Annotated in this window: 25 protein-coding genes; 11 read left to right on the forward strand and 14 right to left on the reverse strand. The window is 72.0% G+C overall.

The window, feature by feature from the left end; all coding sequences use genetic code 11:
- Positions 1 to 35: 35 nt before the first annotated feature.
- The 4 genes from IG94_RS0122565 to IG94_RS0122580 form a co-directional block, all read right to left on the reverse strand.
- The gene (locus IG94_RS0122565; protein ID WP_031040009.1) at positions 36 to 1,994 is read right to left on the reverse strand and encodes an ABC transporter permease/substrate-binding protein; all 1,959 of its coding nucleotides are present in this window, start codon (positions 1,992 to 1,994) and stop codon (positions 36 to 38) included.
- Entirely contained in the window at positions 1,984 to 3,519 is a 1,536-nt protein-coding gene (locus IG94_RS0122570) for a sugar ABC transporter ATP-binding protein (RefSeq protein WP_031040012.1), read from the reverse strand. Before IG94_RS0122570 ends, IG94_RS0122565 begins: the two co-directional genes overlap by 11 nt.
- Entirely contained in the window at positions 3,516 to 4,586 is a 1,071-nt protein-coding gene (locus IG94_RS0122575) for a LacI family DNA-binding transcriptional regulator (RefSeq protein WP_031040014.1), read from the reverse strand. Before IG94_RS0122575 ends, IG94_RS0122570 begins: the two co-directional genes overlap by 4 nt.
- Before the next feature lie 169 nt (positions 4,587 to 4,755).
- The gene (locus tag IG94_RS0122580) at positions 4,756 to 5,241 is read right to left on the reverse strand and encodes a carboxymuconolactone decarboxylase family protein (protein WP_031040017.1); all 486 of its coding nucleotides are present in this window, start codon (positions 5,239 to 5,241) and stop codon (positions 4,756 to 4,758) included.
- A gap of 301 nt (positions 5,242 to 5,542) precedes the next feature.
- On the opposite strand from IG94_RS0122580, the gene IG94_RS0122585 reads away from it, so the two are divergent.
- Positions 5,543 to 6,421, forward strand: coding sequence for an RNA polymerase sigma-70 factor (locus IG94_RS0122585; RefSeq protein ID WP_052410797.1), 879 nt, complete (start codon positions 5,543 to 5,545; stop codon positions 6,419 to 6,421).
- A gap of 10 nt (positions 6,422 to 6,431) precedes the next feature.
- Here the strand turns inward: IG94_RS0122585 and IG94_RS0122590 are convergent, their stop codons facing one another.
- Positions 6,432 to 7,307, reverse strand: coding sequence for an ArsR/SmtB family transcription factor (locus IG94_RS0122590; RefSeq protein WP_078892390.1), 876 nt, complete (start codon positions 7,305 to 7,307; stop codon positions 6,432 to 6,434).
- A 110-nt stretch (positions 7,308 to 7,417) separates the two neighbouring features.
- Between IG94_RS0122590 and IG94_RS0122595 the strand changes: the two genes are divergently transcribed.
- Complete coding sequence (locus tag IG94_RS0122595; RefSeq protein WP_031040023.1) at positions 7,418 to 8,050, forward strand: TOPRIM nucleotidyl transferase/hydrolase domain-containing protein; 633 nt, start codon at positions 7,418 to 7,420, stop codon at positions 8,048 to 8,050.
- Positions 8,051 to 8,249: 199 nt separating this feature from the next.
- Here IG94_RS0122595 and IG94_RS0122600 read toward each other — a convergent pair whose 3' ends face one another.
- The 7 genes from IG94_RS0122600 to IG94_RS0122630 all read right to left on the reverse strand — a co-directional run bounded on the left by IG94_RS0122600 (position 8,250) and on the right by IG94_RS0122630 (position 15,055).
- Positions 8,250 to 8,867 carry an SRPBCC family protein gene (locus IG94_RS0122600; protein WP_078892391.1) on the reverse strand — a complete coding sequence of 206 codons (618 nt, stop codon included), beginning with the start codon at positions 8,865 to 8,867 and terminating at the stop codon, positions 8,250 to 8,252.
- 86 nt (positions 8,868 to 8,953) lie between these two features.
- Positions 8,954 to 9,364 (reverse strand): Dabb family protein, encoded by a 411-nt coding sequence (locus IG94_RS0122605; RefSeq protein ID WP_031040028.1) that lies wholly within the window; start codon positions 9,362 to 9,364, stop codon positions 8,954 to 8,956.
- A gap of 308 nt (positions 9,365 to 9,672) precedes the next feature.
- Positions 9,673 to 11,064, reverse strand: a complete 1,392-nt coding sequence (locus IG94_RS0122610) for an MFS transporter (protein WP_043484280.1) — start codon at positions 11,062 to 11,064, stop codon at positions 9,673 to 9,675.
- Complete coding sequence (locus IG94_RS0122615) at positions 11,061 to 11,624, reverse strand: glycine-rich domain-containing protein (protein WP_224326380.1); 564 nt, start codon at positions 11,622 to 11,624, stop codon at positions 11,061 to 11,063. Before IG94_RS0122615 ends, IG94_RS0122610 begins: the two co-directional genes overlap by 4 nt.
- A 57-nt stretch (positions 11,625 to 11,681) precedes the next feature.
- Positions 11,682 to 12,950, reverse strand: a complete 1,269-nt coding sequence (locus IG94_RS0122620; RefSeq protein WP_031040034.1) for a phenylacetate--CoA ligase family protein — start codon at positions 12,948 to 12,950, stop codon at positions 11,682 to 11,684.
- A gap of 141 nt (positions 12,951 to 13,091) precedes the next feature.
- The gene (locus tag IG94_RS42925) at positions 13,092 to 13,250 is read right to left on the reverse strand and encodes a hypothetical protein (protein WP_164711389.1); all 159 of its coding nucleotides are present in this window, start codon (positions 13,248 to 13,250) and stop codon (positions 13,092 to 13,094) included.
- Between the two features lie 116 nt (positions 13,251 to 13,366).
- A complete protein-coding gene (locus IG94_RS0122630) occupies positions 13,367 to 15,055 on the reverse strand; it encodes a flavin-containing monooxygenase (protein ID WP_031040038.1) in 1,689 nt (562 codons plus the stop codon).
- A gap of 277 nt (positions 15,056 to 15,332) precedes the next feature.
- Between IG94_RS0122630 and IG94_RS0122640 the strand changes: the two genes are divergently transcribed.
- From IG94_RS0122640 to IG94_RS0122660, 5 genes are all read left to right on the forward strand, one after another.
- A complete protein-coding gene (locus IG94_RS0122640) occupies positions 15,333 to 15,884 on the forward strand; it encodes an RNA polymerase sigma factor (RefSeq protein ID WP_372459467.1) in 552 nt (183 codons plus the stop codon).
- A 149-nt stretch (positions 15,885 to 16,033) separates the two neighbouring features.
- Positions 16,034 to 16,849: an anti-sigma factor family protein gene (locus IG94_RS0122645; protein ID WP_031040044.1), complete on the forward strand. Its 816-nt coding sequence runs from the start codon at positions 16,034 to 16,036 to the stop codon at positions 16,847 to 16,849.
- 20 nt (positions 16,850 to 16,869) lie between these two features.
- On the forward strand, positions 16,870 to 17,679 hold the full coding sequence (locus tag IG94_RS0122650; RefSeq protein WP_031040046.1) for an ABC transporter ATP-binding protein: 810 nt from the start codon (positions 16,870 to 16,872) through the stop codon (positions 17,677 to 17,679).
- Positions 17,676 to 19,070 (forward strand): hypothetical protein, encoded by a 1,395-nt coding sequence (locus tag IG94_RS0122655; RefSeq protein ID WP_031040048.1) that lies wholly within the window; start codon positions 17,676 to 17,678, stop codon positions 19,068 to 19,070. Before IG94_RS0122650 ends, IG94_RS0122655 begins: the two co-directional genes overlap by 4 nt.
- Positions 19,067 to 19,636: a hypothetical protein gene (locus IG94_RS0122660; RefSeq protein ID WP_031040051.1), complete on the forward strand. Its 570-nt coding sequence runs from the start codon at positions 19,067 to 19,069 to the stop codon at positions 19,634 to 19,636. Before IG94_RS0122655 ends, IG94_RS0122660 begins: the two co-directional genes overlap by 4 nt.
- Positions 19,637 to 19,665: 29 nt before the next feature.
- Here the strand turns inward: IG94_RS0122660 and IG94_RS0122665 are convergent, their stop codons facing one another.
- Positions 19,666 to 20,076: an ATP-binding protein gene (locus IG94_RS0122665; RefSeq protein ID WP_031040053.1), complete on the reverse strand. Its 411-nt coding sequence runs from the start codon at positions 20,074 to 20,076 to the stop codon at positions 19,666 to 19,668.
- A gap of 216 nt (positions 20,077 to 20,292) precedes the next feature.
- On the opposite strand from IG94_RS0122665, the gene IG94_RS0122670 reads away from it, so the two are divergent.
- The 3 genes from IG94_RS0122670 to IG94_RS0122680 are packed head-to-tail and all read left to right on the forward strand — an operon-like array spanning position 20,293 to position 21,523.
- Positions 20,293 to 21,129 (forward strand): helix-turn-helix domain-containing protein, encoded by an 837-nt coding sequence (locus IG94_RS0122670; RefSeq protein WP_031040055.1) that lies wholly within the window; start codon positions 20,293 to 20,295, stop codon positions 21,127 to 21,129.
- Between the two features lie 5 nt (positions 21,130 to 21,134).
- Positions 21,135 to 21,329, forward strand: coding sequence for a DUF397 domain-containing protein (locus tag IG94_RS0122675; protein ID WP_031040057.1), 195 nt, complete (start codon positions 21,135 to 21,137; stop codon positions 21,327 to 21,329).
- Between the two features lie 8 nt (positions 21,330 to 21,337).
- Positions 21,338 to 21,523: a DUF397 domain-containing protein gene (locus IG94_RS0122680; protein ID WP_031040060.1), complete on the forward strand. Its 186-nt coding sequence runs from the start codon at positions 21,338 to 21,340 to the stop codon at positions 21,521 to 21,523.
- On the opposite strand, the gene IG94_RS0122685 is transcribed toward IG94_RS0122680, so the two are convergent.
- A complete protein-coding gene (locus IG94_RS0122685; protein WP_031040062.1) occupies positions 21,520 to 22,092 on the reverse strand; it encodes a Uma2 family endonuclease in 573 nt (190 codons plus the stop codon). The genes IG94_RS0122680 and IG94_RS0122685 overlap by 4 nt on opposite strands.
- A gap of 65 nt (positions 22,093 to 22,157) precedes the next feature.
- Here IG94_RS0122685 and recD2 point away from each other — a divergent pair, with 65 nt between their 5' ends.
- Positions 22,158 to 24,416, forward strand: coding sequence for an SF1B family DNA helicase RecD2 (gene recD2, locus IG94_RS0122690; protein ID WP_031040066.1), 2,259 nt, complete (start codon positions 22,158 to 22,160; stop codon positions 24,414 to 24,416).
- Positions 24,417 to 24,620: the final 204 nt, after the last annotated feature.

Genomic DNA, 24,620 nt, shown 5'->3' on the forward strand with positions numbered 1-24,620 from the left:
GAGAATCCGAGCGAGTGAACCCGAGCGAGGTGGTCTCAGCCCTCGAAGCCGGCCACGTTCTCCGCGGTGACCACCTTCACCGGTACCTTCACCGTCTTGTCCACCTTCTTCTCCTCGGCCGCCCGCAGGGCGTTCTGTACGGCGATCCTGCCCAGTTCCCTCGGCTGCTGCGCCACGGACGCGAACAGCGTGCCCTCCTGGACGGCCTTCAGCCCGTCCGGAGTGCCGTCGAACCCGACGACCTGGACCGACTTGCCGGCCTTGGAACCCAGCGCCTTGATCGCGCCGAGCGCCATCTCGTCGTTCTCCGCGAAGACGCCGTCGACGTCGGGGTGCGCCTGGAGCAGGTTGGTCATCACGTCCAGGCCCTTGGTGCGGTCGAAGTCCGCGGGCTGCTTGGCGACGACCCGGATGCCCGGGTACTCCTTGAGCCCGGCCGCGAAGCCCGCCCCGCGCTCCCGGCTGGCGGAGGTGCCGGCCTGGCCCTGGAGGATCACGATGGTGCCCTTGCCGCCGAGCTTCTCGGCGAGCGCCCTGGCGCCCAACTGCCCGCCCTCTACGTTGTCGGAGGCGACCAGGGCGGAGGCCTCCGCCTTGTTGACGCCCCGGTCCACGGCGATGACGGGGATGTCGTCCTTGTTCGCCGAGCGCACCGAGGGGCCCGCGGCGTCGGAGTCGACCGGGTTGACGATGATCGAGGACAGGCCCTCGCTGGTGAAGTTCTGCAGCTGGTTGGCCTGCTGGGAGGCGTCGTTCTGGGCGTCCGTGACGGTCAGGTCCACGCCCAGCTTCTTCGCCTCCGCCTCCGCGCCGTTCCTGATCTGCACGAAGAACGGGTTGTTGAGCGTGGAGAGCGACAGCCCGATCTTCTGACTCCGCCCGTCCGAGGAGCCGTTGTGCAGCAGCGAGGTCGCGCCGACCACGGCGACGGCGACGACGGCCGCGATCACGTACGTCAGTGCCTGCCTGCCCCGGTTGCCGCCGCCGGACGCCCCGGCCGCCGGCGTGCCGGCCCCCGCCTTGCGCCGCAGCGTGTCGAAGAGCACGGCCAGCGCGATGACGGCACCGATGACGACCTGCTGCCAGAACGCGGAGACGGACAGCAGGTTGAGGCCGTTGCGCAGCACCGCGAGGATCAGCGCGCCGATCAGCGTGCCCGAGGCCTTGCCGGTGCCGCCCGCCAGCGAGGCGCCGCCGATCACGACGGCGGCGATGGCGTCCAGCTCGTAACCCTGCGCGGCCTGCGGCTGCGCGGAGGAGAGCCGGGAGGCGAGCACGATGCCGGCCGCGGCGGCGAACAGGCCGGAGAAGGCGTAGATGGCGAGCTTCTGGCGCTTCACCCGCAGCCCGGACAGCCGCGCGGCCTCCTCGTTGCCGCCGATGGCGTACATGGACCGGCCGATGTAGGTCCGCCCGAGGACGAACGCGGTGATCAGCCCCATCACGATCATCACGAGCACCGGCACCGGCAGCCACCCGCCGAGCGTGTCGCCGAGGTGGGAGACCGAGTCCGGGAAGGCGATCGGCGAACCCTGCGAGATGACCAGCGAAAGACCGCGTCCGACCGACAGCATGGCGAGCGTCGCGATGAACGGCGGCAGCTTCCCGTACGACACGAGGAAGCCGTTGACCAGGCCGCAGGCGATGCCGGTCGCGACGGCCAGCAGCACCGCGAGTACGACCGGTATCCCGGCCTCGGTGGCGCTCCAGGCCAGCACGGTGGCCGACAGCGCGGCGACCGAGCCGACCGACAGGTCGATGCCCGCCGAGACGATGACGAAGGTGACGCCGAAGGCGAGGATCGCGGTGACGGCGGCCTGGACACCGACGTTGAGGAGGTTGTCGGTGGTCAGGAAGTCGCCGGACAGCGCCGACATGGCGACGACCAGGACGATCAGCGCGGTCAGCGCGCCGTTGTCGAGGAGCAGGCGGCGCAGCCCGCCCGTGGCGCCGCCCTGCGCGCCCGGCTTGCCCTTGAGCGTGTCAGTGGCCACGGGAGGCCTCCGTTCCGTCCGTTCCATGGGTGTACGTGCTGACGGCGAGGGCCATCACGGCGTCCTGGGTGGCCCGTTCGGCGGGGAGTTCGCCCGCGACGCGCCCCTGCGCCATGACCACCACGCGGTCGCTCATGCCGAGCACCTCGGGAAGGTCGCTGGAGATCATGAGCACGGCGGCACCGGCCGCGGTCAGTTCGTTGACGAGCTGGTAGATCTCGACCTTGGCGCCGACGTCGATGCCGCGCGTCGGCTCGTCGAGGATCAGCACCTTGGTGTCCGCCAGCAGCCACTTGCCGATGACGACCTTCTGCTGGTTGCCGCCGGACAACGTCCGCACGTGCTGCCCGAGCCCGGCCATCCGCACGCCGAGCTGCCCGGCGATCCGCTCGGCGGCCTCGTGCTGCGCCTTGAGGTCGACGAGTCCGGCGCGGGCGGTGGAGCGCAGGGTGACGAGCCCGAGGTTCTCCTCGACGGAGGCGTCGAGGACGAGCCCCTGCCCCTTGCGGTCCTCGGGCACGAGCCCGATCCCGGCGGCCAGGGCGGCGTTCACGTCGTGCCGCCGCAGCGGAGTGCCCGCGACGCGCACGCTCCCGGAGTCGTACGGATCGGCGCCGAACACCGCCCGCACGACCTCCGTCCGCCCGGCGCCGACGAGTCCGGCGATGCCGACGACCTCGCCGGCCCGCACCTCGAACCCGACGTCGTGGAAGACCCCGTCCCGCGTCAGCCCCTCGACCTTGAGCAACGCCTCGCCCGCGTCGGTGCGTTCACGCGGGTACTGCTGCTCGATCGACCGCCCGACCATGAGGCGTACCAGCTCGTCCTCGGGCGTGGTGGCCGGTACGTGCCCGACGCTGCGTCCGTCCCGGATCACGGTGACCCGGTCCCCGAGGGCGGCGATCTCCTCCAGGTGGTGGGTGATGAACACGATCCCGACGCCGTCCTCGCGCAGCCGCCGCACGATCGCGAACAGCTTCTCGACCTCCTCGGAGGTCAGCACGGCGGTCGGCTCGTCCATGATCAGCACGCGCGCGTCGAGGCTGAGCGCCTTGGCGATCTCGACCATCTGGAGCCGGGCGATCCCGAGGTCGCGCACCCGGGCACGGGGAGACACGCTGACTCCCACCCGCCGCAGCAGCACCTCGGCGTCGGCGTCCATCCGCTTCCGGTCGATCATCCCGAACCGGCGCGGCTGGCGCCCCAGGAAGATGTTCTCGGCGACCGTCAGATCGGGGACGAGGTTGAACTCCTGGTAGATGGTGGCGATCCCGAGCCGCTCGGAGTCCTGCGCACCGTGGATGCGCACCTCCTCACCGCCGGCCAGGATCCGCCCGGCGTCGGGCGTGTAGGCGCCGGAGAGCATCTTGATCAGCGTGCTCTTGCCCGCGCCGTTCTCGCCGAGGAGCACGTGCACCTCGCCCCGGCGCAGGTCGAAGTCGACGCTGTCGAGCGCGACCACGCCGGGGAAGGTCTTGCGGATGCCCTCGATGCGCAGCAGTTCGTCCGGACTGCGGCTGCTCACGGCGTACTCCTTTGTACGGGGGAGGGGGACTCGGTGGGGCGGTTGCGTACGGAGGAGGGGGACCCGCCGGACCCGCCGGGCTCGCCGCAGGAGCGGCGCACGACGAGCCGCGCCGGAAGGGTGACGGACTCGCCGGCCCGCCCCGCGATCCGCTCGACGAGGGCGCGTACGGCGGCCTGCCCGAGGTCGCGGGTGGGCTGGGCGATCGCGGTGACGGGTGGATCGGTGTGCACGAACCAGGGGATGTCGTCGAACGCGGCCAGCGCGATGTCCTCGGGCACCCGCAGACCCCGCGCGCGTACGGCGTCCAGCGCGCCCAGCGCCATCAGGTTGTCGGCGGCGAAGACCACGTCGGGCGGCTCGGGCAGGTCGAGGAAGCGCTCGGTGGCCCGGCGCCCGCTCTCCGCCTGGAAGTCGCCCTGGCCGATGTACGCGCCGGGCAGGGAGAGCCCGTAGGCGCCGAGTGCCTCGCGGAAGGCGTCGACGCGCTCGCGTCCGGTGGTCGTGGCGGCGGGCCCGGCGATGATCGCGAGCCGCCGGTGCCCGAGCCCGTGCAGGTGGGCGACGAGGTCCCGCACGGCGGCCCGCCCGTCCGACCGTACGACGGGCACGTCCACGCCGGGGATCCACCGGTCGACGAAGACCATCGGCGTCCCGGCCCGCGCGGCGTCCAGCATGCCGGGGGAGCCGCCGTCGGTGGGGGAGACGAGCAGCCCGTCGATCCGCCGGTCGAGCAGCGTCGTCACGTGGTGGTCCTGGAGGTCGGGCCGCTCGTCGGCGTTGCCGATGACGACGCTGTAGCCGAGCGCGCGGGCCTCCTCCTCGACGGAACGGGCCAGCTCGGTGAAGTACGGGTTCATGACGTCGCTGATGACCAGGCCGAGGGTGCGGGTCTGGTCGGTGCGCAGCGACCGGGCGACGGCGTTCGGGCGGTAGCCCAGCGCCTCGACGGCGGCCCGCACGCGGTGCCGGGCGGCAGGACTGACGGACGGGTGGCCGTTGAGCGCACGCGAGACCGTCGCGACGGACAACCCCGCCTCGGCGGCGACGTCCTTGATGCTCGCCATCGCCGTTTCCACCTCCTTGTGGAACCGATGGAATCGATTACACGGAGGATTGGAAACGATTACACGAGGCGGAATCAAGAGGGGAGCCGGGGCCGAGACCCAATCGAGACGTGCCGGGGGGCGTTGGCGGTGTCCCACCAACGCCCCCTCTCGGTGCGGATGCGCGCCGTCAGCCCGTCGCCGCCGCGAACATCCCCGCCTCGTACGAGCCTCCCGGCTGATGCGTGATCACGGCGAGCCGGTTGGCCGCGTTGATCAGGGCGACCAGGAGGATCAGCGCGGCGACCTGGTCGTCGTCGTAGTGCTTGCGCACCTGTGCCCAGGTCTCGTCGGACACGCCCTGGTGGGCGTCGGCGAGCCGGGTGCCCTCCTCGGCGAGGGCCAGCGCCGCCTGCTCGGCCTCGGTGAACACGGTCGACTCGCGCCAGGCGGCGACCAGATGGAGCCGTACGGCACTCTCGCCCGCGGCCGCGGCCTCCTTGGTGTGCATGTCGATGCAGTGCCCGCAGCCGTTGATCTGGCTGGCCCGCAGCGACACCAGCTCCTGCGTGGCCTTCGGCAGCGCCGACTCGTGCATCAGCGTGCCCATGCCCGCGAACCGCTTCATGCCCCGGCCTGCGAACTCGTTCTCGAAGAGGTTGAATCGGGTGTCCATGATCTCGTCCTCGCTGTCGGTGTCTCGGTGTCTCGGTGTCTCGGTGACGAACACAAGACGCCGGTGCACCGGCCCCTGTGACAGGCCGCCGATGTGACGCGGGCCGCCGTCGGCGGGTGTCACGGAATCGCGCCGGCCGGTGTCCTGTGCGCGTGACACGGTGCGAACCGAACGAACGGGAGAACTGGTGACCAGCGAGAAGAACGGACGCGAACAGCGCGACGCGACCGGGCGGCGGGCGGCTGCCGCCGGAGCGGGAGCGGGAGCCGGAGCCGGAGCGGGAGCCGGAACGGGAGGACCCGTGGACGCGGCCACCGAGGACTTCGTCACCCACCGCAACCTGCTCTTCACCGTCGCCTACGAGATGCTCGGCTCGGCCGCCGACGCCGAGGACGTCCTCCAGGAGACCTGGCTGAAGTGGGCGGGCGTCGACCTCGCCACGGTGCGCGACCGGCGCGCCTACCTGGTCCGCATCACCACCCGCCAGGCCCTGAACCGGCTGCGCACGCTCGGGCGCCGCAAGGAGACCTACGTCGGCCCCTGGCTGCCCGAGCCGCTGCTGACGACGCCCGACGTGGCCGAGGACGTCGAACTGGCCGACAGCGTGTCGATGGCGATGATGCTGGTCCTGGAGACCCTGGCGCCGGTCGAACGGGCGGTGTTCGTCCTGCGCGAGGTGTTCGACCTCGGCTACGGCGAGATCGCCGAGGCGGTGGAGAAGAGTCCGGCCGCCGTCCGCCAGATCGCGCACCGCGCCCGCGCGCACGTCGCGGCCCGCCGCCCGCGAGGCGAGGTCTCGGCCGCCGAGTCCCGCGAGGCCCTCGCGGCGTTCCGGCGGGCCGTGGAGACGGGCGATCTGCAGGGCCTGCTCGACATCCTCTCCCCGGACGTCGTCCTGCTCGGCGACGGCGGCGGCATCAAGCAGGCCGTCCTGCGGCCCGTGACGGGGGCAGGCAAGGTGGCCCGGTTCATGCTCGGCGGCCTGGCCAGGCAAGCCGCCGCGCTGTCGCTGGGGGCAGCCCAGGTCAACGGCTACCCGGCGCTGATCGTCCGCCTCGACGGCGAGCTGGACACCGTACTGGCGGTCCGCTTCGACGAGGGCCGCATCACCGGCCTCTACGCCGTCCGCAACCCGGAGAAGCTGTCGCACATGCACCGTGAGACGGCCCTGCGCCGGTGAGTGCGGCGCGTCAGCGGGCTTCCGGCAGCGTCTCTCCGGTCTCCAGCAGCGTCTTGAGACCGGAGACGAGCGCGGGCCAGCCGTGCTGGATCATCCCGCGGGCGGTGCTGCCGGGCTCGAACCCGTCGTGCACGACCGTCAGTTTCACCGTCCCGCTCCCGCCGAGGTCTTCGATCTCGAACGCGACCCTGGACCGCCGCTCCGCGGAGAGCCGGGCGAGTGTCCCGTCGTCGATGCCGTTCCTGCGGGCCCACTCGGGGGTGAAGGTGTGCCAGGTGTACGACAGGCGCCGGTACGGATCGGCCTCCAGCACGACCTGCTCCGGATCGGCGGTCTCCGCACCCCGCTCCTTCCAGACCACGGGCGACCCGACGGCCCAGTCGGTGCCGAACTCCACCCCCCAGTAGCGCCGGGTGAAGGCCGGATCGGTCAGCCCCTGCCAGACCTTCTCGGGCGTGGACCTGATGTAGGTCGTGTAGACGAACGCGTTGCCGTCGTCCATGGCGGTGTCCTCCTCCAGTGCGAGCTTGAGATCGGCGAGTGCGCGCACCCGCTCGCGGTCGTAGCGGCTGATCCAGCGGTCGGCGATGGCGTTGATCGGCTCGGCGTTGAGGTAGTGCAGCTTCTCCCGGCCCCGCCGGACGGTGGTGACCAGGTTGGCGGCCTCCAGCAGCGCGAGGTGCTTGCTGACCGACTGGCGGGCCATGTCCAGACCGGCGCACAGCTCGCGCAGGCTCTGCCCGTTGCGCGCGTTCAGACGGTCCAGCAGCCGCCGCCGGCTCCCGTCGGCCAGCGCCCTGAAGACCTCGTCCGGCCTGAAGACCTCGCCCGCCGTGAAGACCTCGCCCGGCGTGAAGACCCCGTCCGCCTTGCCGACCTCTTCCATCTTCGCCCCTCCGACATGCAGCCCAACAGCTACCTTTCACGTTAGGCAGCCATCAGGCTGCATGTCAAAACCCGCTACCGCGACGGCGGGCGCGGGCGGACACTTTCCCCATGGCGGACATGGGGACGTTCCGGAACGCGGTCACCGAGTGGGCGGCCGCGGGCATCCCCCGCGTCCCGGCGCAGGACCTGCTCGACCGGGAGCACGTCCACTCCGCCGTCCACACCGCCGTCCTCCTCGAAGGACCGAGCGACGCGGCGGCGGTCGACGCGATGGCCGCGCGGCACGGTCGGGACCTGGCGGCGGAGGGCATCTGCGTCCTCCCGATGGGCGGCGCGATGAGCGTCGGCCGCTTCGCCGCCCTCCTCGGCCCGTCCGGCCTGGACCTGCGCCTCATCGGCCTGTGCGACGAACGCGAACAGGACTTCTACGTCCGTGCCCTTCGGCGGGCCGATGCCGCACCGCACGACCTCTTCGTCTGCGCGGCCGACCTGGAGGACGAGCTGATCCGCGCCCTGGGCGTGCCCGTGGTGACCCAACTCGTCGAGTCGGAGGGCGAGTCACGGCAACTGCAGACCTTCCTCCAGCAGCCCGCCCAGCAGGGCCGCCTCGCCCAGCAGCAACTCCGCCGCTTCCTCGGCACCAAGTCCGGCCGCAAGATCCACTACGGCCGTGTCCTCGTCGACGCCCTCGCCCCGCACCACGTCCCGGCACCCCTGGAGGGACTGTTCGCGGCGCTGTGACCCGTGAGCGGCGCCCGGCAGGAAGCTCCGCGTTCCGGCAGGCCGTGAACGCTGTTGACCGGCCGACAGGCGTCACGGCAACCGGGAGGCGGCGGTGCCTCCGAAGCGAGGCGGTCCGTCCTCCACGACGACGGTGGCTGTGACGCGTTCGCCGCGTCGTTCGGCCGTGCCCCTGCCCGACCGGCCGCCGCCGCGGGCTCTACCGGTACCGGCCGTTGTGCCCGGCGCAGTCGCTGTCGGCCTCCGCGGTGGTCTTGAGCCGGTTGACCCAGTCGACGAGGCCGGTTTCGAGGGCGGCCTGGTTGCCGGGGACGTCGGCCTCGACGGGGGCGCCCGCCCAGGACTCCTCGGTGGTGGCGAGTACGCCGCCCCTGACCTTCTTGAACGTGAACAGGTGGACGCCGTCGATCCCGTTGACGGGCGCCGCCCAGGCGGTGCACCGGTTGCGCTGGATGGTGGTGACGGTGGAGGTGACCTGCATCCCCTGGGGTGACCAGTCGAAAACGGTTCCGGGCCGCAGTGGTCCGGGGGTCTTCTTCTGGGCCGGCGTGATCTCGGGAATCCAGGTGTCCCAGGCGTCGATGTTGGTGTGCAGGTCCCAGATCTCGTGCACCGAGGCCTTGATCAGGACGCTGGCGCGGGCTATCACGGGAGCGGTCCGGTCGACGGTCACGCCCTGGCACTTCTCCAGAGCGGTGGTGTGGCTGACTGCGGGACGGGCTTCGCCTGCCATCGCCGGGGCGGGGACAGCCGTCGCTGTGGCCACTGCGGCGACGGCCGCCGCGCCCCACAGCACTGTGCGTCGTGCCTTCATCATGTCAGTCGGTCCCTACTTGGTTGCGTACTCGACTTGCTTGCGTACTACGGGTGAGGCTGCGGGGCGGCCGTCGACCTGGTTGCTGATCAGCCCAGGCCCGGGACCGCGCTGCTGCCGGTGTGCGAGGGGAGGGCCTGGACCAGCCGGACGAGCTCCGGGTCCTCCGCGTAGTGGCGCTTCTGCAGCTCCGCCACCTTGGCGGGGAAGTCCGGGTCCGGGTCGTCCGTGATGTCGTACGCCTCGAACTTCTCCATCAGGGGAAGCGCGAACCGTTCCGACCTGGTGTGGAGCGGGTGGGTGAGGTACTCCCAGTAGGCGTCCAGGTCCTTGAGCCCGAAGAACGCGTTCCACTCGAACCCGGCGCCGTACTCGCGCCCGATGAAGTACGACTCCACCGCGGGCATCCGGCCCTGCTCGTGCCACATGGCCAGCGCCTGCTCGAACTGCTCCGACGTGACGTCCTTCTTCAAGGTGAGCCGGTTGCCGTGGTAGATCATCGGTTTGCTCCCGTCAGGTTCAGTCGTGCGGCGCGTCCCGTGCGGCACATCCCCGACCAGCCTCGGGGCGGCGCACCACCCACCGCGTCGGTGGGAATCGCCTATGCGGGGACGGCTCGCCCGCGTGCGTGCGCAGAGCCTTTGAGACGAGGCTCCGGAGCCGAGCGGTCGTCCTGGCCGCACCCGCGCACGACCCGCTGCGACGTGGACCCCTCGGTGGAACTCGTGGCCGGGTCGGGCCGTCGCTCCTCGCCCGCACCTGCGGGTCATGCCATCGCGGGGACTTGAACCCGACCCCGCCCCCGCGATCAAGCCGACGCTCTCCCCGTCACGCCGCGCAGCGCCACCGCCGGTATGACGGCCACGGCGAGTACCCCGCCCGCGACGGCGAGCAGAGGGTAGCCCGCACCCGCCACCGTCAGGCCGGAGACCATGCCGCCGGTGGCGCCCGCGAGGGACATGCCCACGTCCACCTGGCCCTGGACGGCGGCCGCGGTCGCAGGGGGCGCCGCCTCTGTGACCATCGCCGAACCGCTCACCAGGGCCAGGTTCCACCCGATCCCGAGCAGCACCAGCGCGAACGCCGGACCGGCGAAGCCCTGCGGCGGCAACACGCCGGCCAGCACACCGGCCACCAGCAGCACCACTCCGGAGGCCACGGCGACAGGAGGTGCCCCCAGCCGGTCGACGAGCGACCCGCTCAGCCGCGAGGGCAGGAACATCGCCCCGACATGCAGGGCGATCACCGTCCCCGCCGCCTGCGTGCTGTGACCGTGCGCGGCCATGTGCACCGGCGTCATGGTCATCACGGCGATCATCACCAGCTGCGCGGAGATCGTCACGGTGGCACCGGTCACCACCCCGGACGGCCGGCGGCGACCCGGCCGCCCGCTCGGCGTTCTCGACGCTTCGGTGTCCTTCTCGGTGTTCGTCTCGGTGTCCGTCTCCTCCGGGTCGGTTGCCACGCGAGCCTGCCCCGGTCCCGGAACGGTGGCCGCCTTCTTCGCCGCGGCTCCCCCGTCCGACGGCGGCGCCGGGCCCGCAGCGGCGGCGCGTGCGCGGGCCACCGCCATCGGGTCGGGCCGCAGCCAGAGCAGCAGCACCAGGCAGGCCGCCGTGTACGCGACAGCGGCGAGCAGGAACGGCCCGGTCAGCCGGGGCAGCCCGTACGCGGCGGCCACCGCGCCGGTCGGCCCCACCAGGTTGGGCCCGGCGACCGCACCCAGCGTGGTGGCCAGCAGCACCGTGCCGGTGGCCCGGCCGCGACGCTCCGGCGGGGCCAGATCGGCCCCCGCGTATCTGGCCAGCAGCCCCGTGACCGAGCCGGCTCCGTAGACGAACAGCGCCGTCAGCAGCAGGGCCGTCCACCCGGCGGCGGCCCCGGCCACCACCCCGACGCTGCCGAGCGCGGCGGCTCCGTGGCCCAGCGCGAGCCCCGGGCGGCGGCCCCGGTGCTGCGAGACCCGCCCGACGGTCATCGCCCCCACCGCGGCGCCGCCGGTGTAGAGCGCGGCGGGCAGTCCCGCCAGGCCCGTCGAGCCCAGCAGGTCCTCGGCGAGCAGCGCGCCGACCGTGATGCCGGCCGCCATCCCCGCGCCGCCCAGAGCCTGGGAGACCACCAGCACGGACATCGGACGGCGACCCGGCGCGGCGGGCACGGTGTCGCGGGTGCGGACGGGCGCCGGGTCTGCCGCGGTCACGTCGCCGGGGTGCCGCCGAGGTCGGAGATCTCCGCCAGGGAGAGACCGAGCTGGGCGTGCAGGAAGCCGACGATCGTCCAGTGCGGCAGCGCGTCCTCGTCGAACGGGCCGAACGCCTCGACGTAGAGCGGCAACCAGCGCAGCGCCTCCTCCGCCGCGGTCTCCCGGCCCGGCTCCTGCTGGTAGTCGCCGTAGGCGATGCTGCGGTGGTGGATGAAGTGGCCGCCGGGCAGCCGTTCCTCGCACAGCGTGCGGTACTCGCGGGTCTGGAGGATCAGGTAGTGCCAGATCTCGTCGATGTCCTGTTCCACCGGGAGGAACAGGCCCGCGAGCCGGTCCGGGTGCGCGGAGACGAGGTAGAGGTAGCGCAGACACTCACGGACCTGATGCACCACCACCTCCTCGGCGGGTGCGCCGGGTCGGCCGAGGGCGTACTGCACCACCTCGTCGTGCAGTACGTCTCCGAGCAGCTCCCGCGCGCCCGGGGCGGCGGGTGCGATGGGCGCGGTGGTCGCCGTACCGGAGGCAGGGGCGGCGGTGGCGGGCGAGGAAGCAGACATGGCGGTCCTGACGTCGGGGTGGTGCGGGTACGAACGGGTACGGCCGCAGGGGCGGGGTCAGGCAGCCGCTGACGAGGCGGATGGTGCCGGGGCGGCCAGCCACGCGTACTTGCCAGAGCGCCCGACCGCTATCCGTTCCCGGTGCGCCACCCGGCACCGCATACCGGTCAATCTGCTGACGGCGGTGACCAGTTCGGCTTCCTCGGGAGCGCTCAGCGCCGCGTCCCCGAAGGTCGTGTAGAGCAGCTCGCCGGAGACCGGCCGCTCTGCTGCGCCCTCCGGGGCGTCCTGCACCAGCTGGTGCAGGAAGACCTCCGCGGAGACCCCGGCGATCCGGGCGTCAAGATCGGCCTGGGCCACCGGTCCGGTGGGCGTGGGCAGCAACTCCTTCTCCCGACCGCAGAAGGACGTGATGGCTGTCGGGTCGGCGTCGCCGCCGCGGGTGCGTACGCAGTCACCGGAGCGGTAACGCACCAGCGGCATGTACGGGTTGCGGATGCTGGTGACGACGAGGCTGTGGATGCCGCTGCCCGGTGCCACCGGATGCAGCTCCAGGCTCATGCCCTCCAGGTACGGGTGGTAGCGGCCGTCTGCGTCGCTGTAGAAGAGGTAGCCCAGCTCGGTGCTGCCGAAGAGGTCGATCACCGGGCAGCCGAAGTACTCGCGCAAGTAGGCCCTGACGTTCACGGGGGCGTACTCGTAGGCGTGCACGATGCCCGCGGGGCGCGGGAAGGAGTCCTCCAGTCCCCAGGCGCGGACCTTTCGCACCAGGTGGGCGAGGTGGTAGGCGGAGCAGTCCAGCAGGTAGGCGCCGTCCGGATGCGCGGACGCCACCTCCCTCAGGTCGGCGAGCATGTCCGTGACGTCCGCGAGGTCCCAGTCGGCCGGCTCCAGGCGGCGGTTGAGGTACAGGGTGCGGTCGTCGAGCCAGCGCTTCCCGGGCGTCGCTCCGGGGGGCCGGGAGGCGTTCACCCGGGCGACGTGCTCGGTGGCGAGCACCGTGGTCAGCGAGGCGCGGCGGGCACCCGCGTGCCAGAGCGGTCCCAGATCGGGGTGCTCGCTCCACAACCGGTAGTAGGAGCGCAGCAGGAACAGCGGGGGCCGGATCAGCTGCATCCGCGCGTGGTTCGTGCCGGTCGACAGCACGTACTCGGCCTCTCCGGACTCCAGGGCGGCCGCCAGGGCGGGCGTCATCCAGTTGTCCGGGAAGCCCTGGGCGATCCGGGGCTTCTCCAGTACCGGGAAGTCGCCGCTCGCCACGGACTCGCGGTAGAGCGGGACGTCCCGCACGCGGTCGAGGACGTCGGGGCTCGGCTGGGTGTTCACGGGACCTCCGGTGGGGGAGCGGACGGGACCGGTGCCGGTGCGCCGCAGGCGGGTGCGTAGGGCGCGGGGCGAGCATCGCGCCCCGCGGGTCGCGGCCCGGACCACCCGCGCCGGTCTGCCGACCGGCGCGGGGGCGGCGGGTCAGCTGATGCAGCCGGCCTTGGGCGCCGCGCTGATGCAGCCGCTCTTCGGCGCGGCGCTGATGCAGCCGTCCTTCGCACCGGCGCCCTGCGCCGAGTTGGCGGCGACCCACTTCTGCCAGACGGACTCCTCGGTCATCCGCTTGATGAGCTGCTCCATGTCGGACCTCCATAGGACGGGAAGAGATGTACGCACTGATCGGTAGTGACTACCGACAGTAAAGGTAAAATGCGAGTCAAAGGAAAGTCAAGGAAAATCCAAGAAGTCGACCTTGGTCAGGCAGTCGTCGCCCCGGCGGAAGTCGTCGCTCCGGCTGCGGGCTCCGCCGCGTGGCCGGCGGCGCGGGCCAGGGCGAAGCCCGTGTATCCGTCCCGGGCGGCGGCGTCGCAGCGGGCCCGGTACTCGACCATGCCTCCGGTGTACGCGAGGAACGTCCGTGCCTTCCCGGGCACGTTCGCGCCCGTGTACCAGGACTCGACGGACGGGTAGAGCGTCCGCCCCGCCAGCTCCGCGACGTGAGCGCACCATTCCCGCTCCGCCTGCGGGGTCGCATCGATCTCGGTCAGCGCGTGCCGCCGGAGGTGGACGAGGCAGTCGGCGATCCACTCGACGTGCTGCTCCGCGGCCGTCACCGCGTTGCTGAGGACCGAGGGGCTGAGCGGGCCGAGCACGGTGAAGAGGTTCGGGAAACCGGACGCGACCAGGCCCAGGTGGTTCGCCGCGCCGTCGGACCACTTCTCCCGCAGCGTGACGCCGCCCCGCCCGCGTATGTCCATGGCCGTCTGCGAACCGGTCAGCGCGTCGAACCCGGTGGCCAGCACCAGCGTGTCCACCGGGTACTCCCGCTCCGTCGTCCGCACCCCGCCCGCGGTGACCTCCACCAGCGGTGTGCGCCGCAGGTCGACGAGGCCCACGTGCGGCTCGTTGAAGGCCGCGTAGTACCCGGACTCCAGGCAGGGCCGTTTGGTGCCGAACGGGAAGGTGCGCGGGGACAGCGCCTCGGCGGCCCCGGGGTCGGCGACCGTGTCCCGGATCTTTCCGCGGACGAAGGAGGCGACGGTCTCGTTCGCCGCCTCGTCGGAGAGCAGGTCCGTGTACGTGCGCAGCAGGCCGCTCAGCACGCCCGACCGCCAGCCCTCCTCGTAGGTCGCGGTGCGCTCCGCCGCCTCCACCGACAGCGCCGAGCGGGTCGGCGGCGTGAAGAGCGTGCCCCCGCGGGACGCCCGCTGCGCACGCCGGTAACGGGGGTAGTCCGCCTTCGTCGCGGCGGTCTCCGCGGCGCCCAGCGGCCGGTTGTGCGCGGGCAGCGCGTAGACCGGCGTGCGCTGGAGCACGGTGAGCGAGCCGGCCCGCGCCGCGAGCTCCGGCACCGCCTGCACGCCGGAACACCCGGTGCCGAGCACCGCCACCCGCTGCCCGCTGAGGTCGGGCTCGTCCCGGGGCCAGTCGGCGGTGTGCAGGATCCGCCCGCCGAACCTCCCGACTCCCGGTATGTCCACCTCCTTCACGGCGGACGTACAGCCGGTGGCGAGCACCACGAAGCGCGCGGTCACCGTCTCCCCGCCGGACAACGCCAGCGTCCACACATGGCGGACCTCGTCGTAGACGGCCCGGTCCACGCGGGTGTTGAGCGTGATGTCCCGGCGCAGGTCGAAGCGGTCGGCGACGTGGCGCAGGTAGCGCAGGATCTCCGGCTGCGCGGCGTAGCGCTCGCTCCACTCCCACTCCTGGTCCAGCTCCGGCGAGAAGGAGTACGAGTACGCGGTGCTCTCGATGTCGCAGCGGGCCCCGGGGTAGCGATTCCGGTACCACGTCCCCCCGACGTCCTCACACGCCTCGAACAGGCGCGTGGCGAAGCCGAGCCGACGCAGCAGATGCAGCTGATAGAGCCCGGCGAACCCGGCCCCCACCACCACCGCGTCCAGCTCCGGCGCTTCTCCACTGCCGCTGCGAACCTCGCCCATACCGCCCCCTGTTGCCCGGTCGCCGCCCTCACCGGTGCTTCCGGGCAGTCGCCGACCGATCACTGCACGTCATCGAAAAGGTAAAGGGCGGGTCATGCAAAGTCAACGGATGGTCAAGTATCAGCCGCCCGTCGGCCTGTTCGTCCCGCGTGAAGGAGCGCGTGAGGCGCTGGCCGGTGGGCGACCGGTGGGCGACGAGGGTCATGTGACGTGGATCACCGCACGAGGAAAACCTGTCGCCCGCCCCGGGCGTCTAGCGGGTGTGAGATCAGTCAGGATTGCGCGGCGCCGCCCGGACGCGGACGAGGAGCACCTCGTCCGGCTCGTCGCCAAGGGCGACCGTGCGGCGTTCGAGGAGTTGTACCGGCGGACGTCCCCGTGGATGGCGGTGCGGCTGCGCCGCCGTTGCGCGGACGAGCAGATCGTCGCCGAGGTCATGCAGGAGACGTACCTCGCGGTGTGGCGGGCGGCCGGCGCGTTCGCCGGGGCGGCGGTCGGCGGGTCGGCCGTCGGGTGGCTGTGGACCATCGCGGCACGGCGCCTGGTCGACGCGTTCCGGCGCCGCGCCCACCACGCCGAGCCCCCGCCCGAGGCGGCTCCGCACCCGACGGCGCCCGCCGCCGAGGAGGAGGCCCTCGCGGCGACCGTCGGCGGCGACGTCGGCGACGCGCTCAGGTGCCTCGCCCCGGAACTCAGACAGGTACTGCAGGCCATGGTGCTCGACGGGCTGTCCGTCCGGGAGACCGCGGCCCTGCTCGGACTGCCCGAGGGCACCGTCAAGACCCGTGCCCGCCGGGCCCGGACCGCGATGCGGAAGGCGCTGACATGAGTACGGAGGGCGCTGACATGAGCAGGGAAGGCATGGACATGGGCGGGGAAGGCGTGCACGCGGGCGGGGAAGGCGTGCACGCGGCCAGGGGAGGCGTGCGCAGGGGCAGGAAAGGCGCAGACCCGGGCACGCGCCACGCGTCGGCGCGGATGATCGGCGCATACGCACGTGGCGGCACCGGCACCGGCACCGGCACCGGCACCGACCTGGCCGCCGACGAGGTGTGGGCCGTCGAGGCCCACCTGGAGGCGTGCCCGGTGTGCCGCGAGCGGCTCGCGGCCGCCGTCGGGACCGAGGCTCCGGCCGTGGCGGCGCTGGTCGAGGACGTGTGGGCCGGCCTCGAACCCCGGCTGGCCCGGGACGTCCCGACGCCGCCCCGGCGGCGCTGGTCGGCGGGCCTGTCCGGATGGCTCACCCCGGCGATGGTGCCGTGGCTGGTCATGGCCGTGGGCGTGACGCTGACCGCGCTCCTCCTCGACGTGGCCGGACGCGGCTTCGGCGACGTGTCCCTGGTGCTGCTGTTCGCCCCGGTGCTGCCGGTCGGCGGTGTCGCGGCGGCGTGGTCGCGCGGCCTGGACCCGGCGTACGAACTGACGGCGGCGGCGCCGAGAGCGGGCCTGGAACTGGTGCTGAGGCGCACCACCTCCGTGCTCGCCGTGGTTGTGCCCGTGCTGCTGCTCGGAGGGTGGGCGACCGGGGTGACGGCCGCGCAGTGGCTGCTGCCCTGTCTCGCCTTCACCTCCACCACCCTCGCGCTCGGCGGACTCGTCGGGGTGCCCCGCGCGGCGGCGGCGCTGGCCGTCCTGTGGGCCGCCGTGATCGTGGTGCCGTCCGTGGCCCTCGGCCGTACGGCCGTCGTCCTGCACTCGGCCGGTCTGCCCGTGTGGGCGCTGGTCCTCGCCCTCGGCACCGGCGTCGTGATCGCCCGGCCGGGCGCCTACTCCGTACTGAGGAACCCCCGTTGACGACAGGAAGGAACCACCACATGATGCCCGTGGTGAGCGCGGCCGACGTCGCGCCGACGCCGTACGCCTGGGAGATCGTGGCCACCGGGCTGAAGGTCAGGGTCGGCAGGGACCGGATGGCGGTCGACGGGCTCGACCTGTCGCTCGGCACCGGCGTGCACGGACTCCTCGGCCCCAACGGCGCCGGGAAGACCACCCTCATCCGGACGCTGGCCACCGTGCTGCGGCCCACCGAGGGCTCCCTGGAACTGCTCGGCGAGCCGGCGGGCGGACCGGGCGGGCAGCGCGCGCTGCGGCGCCGGGTCGGCTACCTCCCGCAGGAGTTCGGCTACTACAAGCGGTTCACGGTACGGGAGTTCGTGGAGTACATGGCGTGGCTGAAGGAGGTCCCCAAGACGGACGTCCCCGCCGCGGTGCAGCGCGCGGTGGAACGGGTGGGGCTGGCCGACCGCGCCGACCAGCGGATGAAGACCCTCTCCGGCGGCATGGTGCGCCGGGTGGGCATCGCGCAGGCCATCGTCAACGACCCGGCGATCCTGCTCCTCGACGAGCCCACGGTGGGACTGGACCCGGCGCAGCGGCTGCGGTTCCGCGAACTGCTCCAGGAGCTGGGCACCGACACCTGCGTGCTCGTCTCGACCCACCTGGTGGAGGACGTGGCCGCGGCCTGCACCGACGTGGTGCTCTTCGCCGAGGGACGGCTGGTCTTCCAGGGCACCCCGGACGAACTGGCCGCCGCGGGCGGCCCCGAGGACGTGGGCGACAGCCCGCTGGAACGCGGCTACTCGGCGCTGCTGCAGGGCGACGGGCGGACGGGGGGCACCTGGTGAACCTCCGTGTCCTGGGCATCGAGTTGCGGCGCTCCGTCGCCCCCTGGGCGGGCGGCATCGTCCTGGCGAGCGCGCTGGCCTTCCTGTACCTGCTGAACGGCGAGTGGTGGCAGGGCACCACCGCGTGGACGGCCCAGTGGACGACGCTGGCGCTGTGGACCCGCGGCCTGCTCTTCTACCTGTGGCCGGTCGCCGTGGGGCTCGGGGCGCTGCAGGGCCTGCGCGACCACCGTTCCACGATGTCCGAACTGCTCGCCAGTACCCCGAGGCCGCCCCGGCACCGTGCGGCCGCGTCGGCGGGCGCGACGACGGCCGCGCTCGTCTCGGCCTTCGCGCTCGTCCTGCTCGTGGGCGCGGTCCAGGTGTTCGGCAACACCGAGTACGCGCACCTCGGTTGGCTGCCCATCGCGCTGGTGGGGGCCCTCTCGCTGGTCGCGGGGGCGGTGCTCGGGATGGGCGCCGGGCGGGCGCTGCCGTCGCCGCTCACCCCGCCCGTGCTGGCCATGACCGCCTTCGTGTTCACGGCACTGCTGCACTCGACCCTGGGCCGGACGGACACGACGGCGCAGACGGGCATGCCGAGCAGCGAGCCCAACCGGCTGTCGCTGCTGTCCCCGGCGGTGCAGGAAGTGCGCCACGCGCTCCTGACGTTCCCCGCCCCGGTGAACGCCGGGCAGGCGATCTGGCTGCTGGGCATGGCCGTGACCGGCTTCGCCCTGCTGGTCGCGGCGACCCGGCGCGGACGGCTGCTCGCCCTGGCGCCCATGGCCGCGGCGGCGGCGCTCGCCCTGCTCGTCCTGCCGTCCGACCCCCGCCGCATCCTCGTCGTCGACGAGGCCGCCGCCGCGCCGGTCTGCGACGGGCGCGTGTGCGTGGCCGAGGCGCACCGGGACCGGCTCGCGGGCCTGGCCGGTCCCGGCCGGGACGCGCTGAGCCGGCTGCACGACGCGCTGGGCGAGGACGCGCCGGACTCGGTCGGCGAGAACACCACCGTGGTGCCGGACGGCGTGGTGCCGCGCTGGTCCCGGGAACGGGTGCTCTTCACCTTCGACGACGAGACCGTCGCCGACGCGCGGGGCGAGGGCCTGACCGCCGCCCTGATCGGCAGGGCGATGGTGCCCGGCTGCGTTCCCGCCGGGTGGAGCACCTTGGGGACGGACGAGTACGCGCGGGCCGTCGCCGTGGCCTGGGTCGTCGGTGACCTCACGCCGCTGCCCGGCACTTCGAAGACCCTGAGCGCCGAGATCGACGCGCAGGCACGACCCGTGTGGAACGAGCTGAAGGCACTGCCGCGGTCCGAGCAGCTCGCGCGGATCAACACGATGCGCCGCGTGGCACTCTCCTGCGACGGCGACTCCCTCGACGCGCTGAAGGGCGGTACGGGACGGTGAGGTGGCTGACGCTGTACGCGCGTTCGCGCGGGGTGCCCGCGTCGCTGGCCGCGGTGGTCGTCGGCGCGGTGGCCGTGGGGGCGCTGGCCGGGGGCGAGGGGCCGGGCGATCCGCGGCTGCCGGTACTGGTCCTGGCCGCGGGGGCGATGGCGGCCTCGACCGGGTTCGGCGGGCAGGACCACGCGCTGGACCGCACGGCCGCGATCCGCTGGGCGCCCCGCAGGGCGGCCCATGTACTCCTCGCCGGCGCGGTCGTCGCCGGGGTGCTGCTGGCGGTGCAGTCGGCGGGCGGGGCCCTGGCCTCCACCGCGTTCGTCGTCCGGGACGGCGCGGGCCTGATCGGACTGGCCGCCCTGGGCGCGGCGCTCTCGGGCGCCCGGTACGCGTGGACGCTGCCCTTCGCGTGGCTGTCGTTCTCCTTCCTCGCCCCGCCCCCGACGAGCGCGCCGATGCGGGTGGCGACCTGGATGCTGCTGCCGGCCGGCACACCGGCGGCCACATGGACGGCCCTCGCCCTCACCGCCGCGGGCACCACGGCGTACGCCCTCACGGGGACGCGCCGCTGACCTCCGCGCCCGGGTGACCGGGCCGGCGGTCAGCCCGCCGCCAGCTCGCACCACACGTACTTGCCCCGGTTGCCGTGTCTGGCCAGCGGATGCCACCCCCACCCGTCCGCGCAGGCCCGCACCAGCTCCAGTCCCCGCCCCTCCTCCAGCTCCTCCGTCGGCCCGAACACCATGGGCGGCTCCGGCGGTTCGGGGTTCGCGTCCCACGCGCCGATCCGCAGCGTGCCGGGCGGCGACCAGCGGACGCGCAGGGCGGCTGGCCCCTTGGTGTGCCGCACGGCGTTCGACACCAGCTCGGTGGCGAGCAGTTCGGCGACGTCGACGAGCCGGATCAGCCCGTGCATGGTGAGGATCAGCCGCAGAGTACGCCGGCTGACGGTGACGGCACGCAGGTCGTTGGGGATGTAGAGGGAGTACTCCCACGGATCGTTTTCAGGCATGCGGGGCTCCTCGCGGAGGGCGGTGGGGGTGAAGGCGGGGCCGGTGTCATTGCCGCCGTCGTCATGGCAGGACGGAGCGGTGCGCTTCCGGTAGCCCGGTGTCGCACGGTGTGCGGTGCGTCACTGACGGTAGGGCTAACTAGTAATCCGTGGCAAGCTGATCGCGTAATCTGGCCTCGAACGAGGGGTCTGAACGGGCATGTTGAAAGAGGAGCCATGGTTCTCAGGCGTGAGCCGACCGCGCGTCAGAAGCGCCTTGGCCTCGAACTCCGCCGACTCCGCGAGGCGGCAGGCCTGACCGCCACAGAGGCGGCGGCGTTGCTCGGCGCGAACAGGGTGCAGATCACTCACATCGAGTCCGGGCTGACGGGCGTGAGCGAACAGCGGCTACGACGCCTGAAGTCGCACTACGTCTGCACGGACGAGGAGCTCATCGCGGCGCTGACTTCCATGGCGACCGACCGGACGCGTGGTTGGTGGGAGGAGTATCGCGGGCTACTGCCCACGCCCTTCCTCGACCTCTCGGAACTGGAGTACCACGCAACCTTCTTGTACGACGTCGCGATCCTCTACGTCCCGGGTCGCCTGCAAACCGAGAACTATGCGCGTGCCGTCTTCTCCTCGCGTATGCCCAGGCTGGCCGATGAGGAGATTGATCTGCGCGTCCAGCACCGCATGGCTCGACAGGAACTTGCTGTTCCGCACGATGTCGTGATCCATGAAGCGGCACTGCGCATCAGGGTCGGCGACCGCAAGGTCGCTCGCGGCCAGCTTGAGCAACTCCTCGAACGCTCCGAGGCGGACCATGTCACCCTGCGGGTCGTGCCGTTCGATCTGGACGGCTTCGGCAAGGCGTCGAGCACGATGACCTACGCGGGTGGCCCCGTCTCCAGGTTGGACACTGTGGTCCGTGATGCTCCCCATGGCGTGGTGTTCGTAGACGCAGAAGCGCAATTGAACACTTACCGAACGAACTTCCGTATGGTGGCGGCTGCATCGCTCGAACCCGCACGGTCGCGCACATTCATCCACGAACTTGCGAAAGAGCTGTGAGACTCATGACTACGTTCGACAACTGGCGCAAGTCCTCCTACTCCGGAGAGGGCGACGGCAATAGCTGCGTGGAAGTTGCCATCTCGTCCAGCCGCGTGGGCCTCCGCGACTCCAAGACTCCAGAGAGGGCCTCTCTCGCCTTCCCGCCGGAGGCCTTCGAGGCTTTCGTGGGTGCAATCAAGAGGGTGAGGAGGCCGTGAGGGCACTCATGGAGAACTGGCGGAAGTCGTCGTACTCGGGTCCTGGTGACGGCAACGAATGCGTGGAGATCGCGAACGCGCCCACCCACGTGGCCGTCCGGGACAGCAAGACCCCCGCCCGAGCCACCCTCACCTTCCCGCCGGAGGCCTTCGCTCCCTTCCTCGAAGGTCTCAAGGCGGACGCGCCCCGTTAGACGTCCCTGCCGTACCGGCGGAACTCCGACGTCTCGACCGTCCACGGCCCGAACGCCACCGAGTCGCCGAAGATGTACGGCTCCTTACCGCTGTAGCGGCCCTTGCACGGCTCGGAGTGCACCTGGATGGTGCCGGTGCGCGGGTCGACGATCATGTAGTGCGGAATGCCCATGGCCGGATAGTCGGCCAGCTTCTCGTCGTAGTCGTTGCTCGGGTTGGACGGCGAAACGATCTCCACGGCAGCCAGCACCTGCGTCGCATCGACGGCGAGGCCTTCTTCGTCGAGGGTGGCTTCGGGGATGACGACGGCATCCGGGCGGCGCATGCGGCCGAGGGCGGGATGTTCGATCTCAGGGCCGTTCGCGCAGATGTAACCGGGGTGGGTGTTGGGCAGTTGTGCGTCCAACTGCTTGCAGATGCGGCGGACAGTCCCCTCGTGGCGCTTCGACGGGCACATCATCGCCAGTATCGGACCGGACGGCCCGATCTCGACGCTCCACGAACCCTCGAGCTGCTCCGAGTAGGTCCCGAGCTCTGCGGCGATGGCGCGCATCCTCGCGTAGTCCATGTCTCCAGAGTACTGAGAAGGCGCCTCCCCGGCTGCCTGTCAGTCCACACCGGTACCGTCACACCATGCCCAACCAGTCCGCGACCGCCGCCCCCGGCGAGCGGCGGCTCGCCACCCTCGAAGGCGTCCTGGAACGCGTCACGTACGCCAACGAGGAGAACGGCTACACGGTCGCCCGCGTCGACACCGGCAGAGGCGCCGGCGACCTGCTGACCGTCGTCGGTGCGCTGCTCGGCGCGCAGGTGGGGGAGTCGCTGCGGATGGAGGGGCGCTGGGGGTCGCACCCCCAGTACGGCAAGCAGTTCCACGTCGAGAACTACACGACCCTCCTGCCCGCCACCGTCCAGGGTATCCGGCGTTACCTCGGGTCCGGGCTGGTCAAGGGCATCGGGCCGATCTTCGCCGACCGGATCACGCAGCACTTCGGGCTGGACACCCTGACGATCATCGAGGAGGAGCCCAAGCGGCTCATCGAGGTGCCGGGGCTCGGGCCGAAGCGGACCAAGAAGATCGCGGAGGCCTGGGAGGAGCAGAAGGCGATCAAGGAGGTCATGCTCTTCCTCCAGACCGTCGAGGTGTCGACCTCCATCGCCGTGCGGATCTACAAGAAGTACGGCGACGCCTCCATCTCCGTCGTGAAGAACCAGCCCTACCGACTCGCCGCCGACGTCTGGGGCATCGGCTTCCTCACCGCCGACAAGATCGCCCAGTCCGTGGGCATCCCGCACGACAGCCCCGACCGGGTGAAGGCCGGGCTGCAGTACGCGCTGTCGCAGGCCACCGACCAGGGGCACTGCTACCTCCCCGAGGAGAAGCTGATCGCCGACGCCGTGAAGCTGCTCCAGGTGGACACCGGGCTCGTCATCGAATGCCTGGGCGAGCTGGCCGCGGAGCCCGAGGAAGAGGGCGAGGACCCCGGCGTGGTGCGGGAGAAGGTGCCCGGCCCCGAAGGGGGCGAGCCCGTCACCGCCGTGTACCTCGTGCCCTTCCACCGGGCCGAGTTGTCGCTGGCCGGGCAGCTGCGCCGGCTCCTGCGGGCGGAGGAGGACCGGATGCCCGGCTTCCAGGACGTGGACTGGGACAAGGCGCTCGGGTGGCTCGGGCGGCGGACGAAGACCGAGCTGGCCCCCGAGCAGGAGGCCGCCGTCCGGCTCGCGCTCAGCGAGAAGGTCGCCGTGCTGACCGGTGGGCCGGGGTGCGGCAAGTCCTTCACCGTGCGGTCGATCGTGGAGCTGGCGCGGGCCAAGAAGGCCAAGGTCGTGCTCGCCGCGCCGACCGGCCGGGCCGCCAAGCGGCTCGCCGAGCTGACCGGCGCCGAGGCGTCCACCGTGCACCGGCTGCTGGAGCTGAAGCCCGGCGGGGACGCCGCCTACGACCGCGAACGGCCGCTCGACGCCGACCTCGTCGTGGTGGACGAGGCGTCGATGCTGGACCTGCTCCTCGCCAACAAGCTGGTGAAGGCCGTACCGCCCGGTGCCCACCTGCTCCTCGTCGGCGACGTGGACCAGTTGCCCAGTGTGGGGGCGGGGGAGGTGCTGCGGGACCTGCTCGCACCCGGCAGCCCCGTCCCCGCCGTCCGGCTCACCCGCGTCTTCCGGCAGGCGCAGCAGTCCGGCGTCGTCACCAACGCGCACCGGATCAACGCCGGGCAGCACCCCGTCACCGACGGCATGAAGGACTTCTTCCTCTTCGTCGAGGACGACACCGAGGAGGCCGGCCGGCTCACCGTCGACGTCGCCGCGCGGCGCATTCCCGCGAAGTTCGGCCTCGACCCGCGCCGGGACGTGCAGGTGCTCGCCCCGATGCACCGCGGACCCGCCGGCGCCGGCACGCTGAACGGGCTGCTCCAGCAGGCCGTCACCCCGGGCCGCCCGGACGTGCCGGAGAAGCGGTTCGGCGGCCGGGTCTTCCGGGTCGGCGACAAGGTCACCCAGATCCGCAACAACTACGAGAAGGGTGAGAACGGCGTCTTCAACGGCACCGTGGGCGTCGTCACCGCCCTCGACCCCGTCGACCAGCGCCTCACCGTACTGACCGACGAGGACGAGGAGGTGCCGTACGAGTTCGACGAACTGGACGAACTGGCCCACGCCTACGCGGTCACCATCCACCGGTCCCAGGGCAGTGAGTACCCGGCCGTCGTGATCCCCGTGACGACCGGCGCCTGGATGATGCTCCAGCGGAACCTGCTCTACACCGCGGTCACCCGCGCCAAGCGGCTCGTCGTCCTCGTCGGCTCGCGCCGGGCGATCGGCCAGGCGGTGCGTACGGTGTCGGCCGGGCGGCGCTGTACGGCGCTGGACTTCCGGTTGGCGGGCTCCTGACAGGGAAACCCTGCGGTAAACCTCCCGCCCCGTGTGAAAAAAATGATCGATCAAACGAGTCGGAAAGGTCACACAGCACTTCCGCGCGGGCGAGCGAGCGGGCAGGATGAGCAAGTTGACGGCACTCAGTGCCGCCAATAGGCCCGATGGTCGACCCCGAGTGCACTCTCCTGAGCCAAGTGGGGGATGGTAGAGACAGTCAGG

Origin of the sequence: Streptomyces olivaceus (genome assembly GCF_000721235.1) — a bacterium.
GTDB lineage: Bacteria > Actinomycetota > Actinomycetes > Streptomycetales > Streptomycetaceae > Streptomyces > Streptomyces olivaceus.